Below are 1,829 nucleotides of genomic sequence, written 5' to 3'. Positions count from 1 at the left end.
ATTCTTTTCGACCACACTATTTGGTGGTTGGATTGCACATGCAACAAAATAAAAGACAGGGCAGAGGCCCTGTCTTTTACTATTCAATCATGTAATTCAATTCTATCATGTGGGAATTAATGGGCGAAACCGAATAGGACGCTATTAGCATATGAATTTTGGCTATCACTGTAAATAAGAGAAAAGAACCGTTCACTTTTGTGAATGGTTCTTTTCATGTTCAAGTAACCATTCTTTTCGCCATGTTTCCCACGCAAATCCGGACAGAGATCCATTTTTTCCGACCACTCGATGACAAGGCACAATGAGGGCTAATTTATTTTTCCCGATAGCCGACCCAACTGCCCGAACTGCTTTTTGTCTATTAATTTGGTGAGCAATCTCGGAGTAGCTGCTTCGTTTACCATATGGGATGTGGATGAGCTCATTCCATACTTCACTTTGAAAAATGGTGCCGTTCAACGATGGAATTGTAAAGTGTGTAAGTTGACCTTTGAAATAAGAGTCAATCTCATGAAGGAAATGTTTGACGATTTCATTTTCATGGGAATGCTTTTGTTCTTCTACGAACAATACAGATATAAGATCTTCCTGTGTTGCTATTACTTCAATGAGTCCAATTGGTGAATTCAAATAGCCTCTATACATATGAACACCCCCTAGTCCTATTATAAATAACTTCAGTTCTGTATGCTTTTCAATTGTTGGCATTCAATTTTCAGACAGAAGTAATGTGTTACTATAAAGAAAAATGTCTTGATAAACGATTCTGTTTTTTATCGTACAGTTTGGTGCATGTTTAGCATGAGCCGACAAGTATGAAAGCCACATAAAAGGGGGGCATTGCCCATGAAAGAATTTGAATGGATAGCCATCAGAAACAATGATAATCGCTTTGATGGTCAGTTCTTTTATGGGGTTTCGACAACACTTATTTTTTGTCGGCCATCATGCCCTTCCAAGTTGCCACTTCGTCAGCACGTCTCCATTTTTTTATCACAGGGTGCAGCCTTGGAGGCTGGGTATCGTCCATGTAAACGATGTTGTCCAGATGATGTGGCATTTGTTCAGCCGCGTTCACAAATTGTCAATCAAACCATCGAAATAATTGAAACACAATTAGCAGAACCTCTTACATTGAAAAAATTGGCTGAGCAACTATTTGTTTCTCCAACCTATTTACAGAAAGTATTTTCGAAAGAAATGAACGTATCACCAACACGTTATTTAATGAAAGCAAGAATGGATCTAGCAAAACAGCAACTCCTAACGACTGATTTGCAAGTAAGCGATATTGCTCAATCTGTCGGTTATCTGAATGCCGCCCATTTCTCAACAGCTTTCCATAAATACACCAATCAGTCCCCAACACATTATCGAACGGAGGTTCAGTAAAGGAAGTACTTCTTATGCGTGAATACATAGCTTTAATTGCCTTAAGTCTGTTTTGGGGTATATCATTCGTATTCATTTCAATTCTTAGCGATTTCTGTTCATATGATAGTTGGATTGGTTGTCATACTGTGTGGAGTGTACTTAACCACACGTCCAAAACTCACTTTTCTGAAGTGAGTCAGCTTATTGACAAAAGAATAATAATTAATATAAAAGTATAAAAATTGAGATCTTATTTTTTGCATTCTATCGAAAAAGATTGTGGTCGGTTATTTCTTTCGCTTTCCGCGGACGAAACGCAAGCCTCCTCGGCTCAGCTGTCTATGACAGCTGAGCCTGTGGGGTCTAGCTTGTTTCGTTTTTCCGCAGGAGTCTTCAGAAATAGCCAACCACCTTCCAACTTAAATATTTTGCAGAGACACGCTTACAAAAGC

General features: G+C 38.7%; 2 protein-coding genes. One reads left to right on the top strand and one right to left on the bottom strand.

Annotation, left to right across the window (positions count from 1 at the left end):
• Positions 1–192 precede the first annotated feature (192 nt).
• The gene (locus AC1DSL_RS17790; protein ID WP_477533257.1) at positions 193–648 is read right to left on the bottom strand and encodes a methylated-DNA--[protein]-cysteine S-methyltransferase; all 456 of its coding nucleotides are present in this window, start codon (positions 646–648) and stop codon (positions 193–195) included.
• Between the two features lie 201 nt (positions 649–849).
• Between AC1DSL_RS17790 and AC1DSL_RS17785 the strand changes: the two genes are divergently transcribed.
• Positions 850–1,395, top strand: a complete 546-nt coding sequence (locus AC1DSL_RS17785) for a bifunctional transcriptional activator/DNA repair enzyme AdaA (RefSeq protein WP_477533256.1) — start codon at positions 850–852, stop codon at positions 1,393–1,395.
• Positions 1,396–1,829: the final 434 nt, after the last annotated feature.

Source organism: Paenisporosarcina sp. P4_D4 (genome assembly GCF_056401835.1).
The sequence above is the reverse complement of the archived record's forward strand: the minus strand, read 5'-3'. Positions and strand labels throughout refer to the sequence as shown.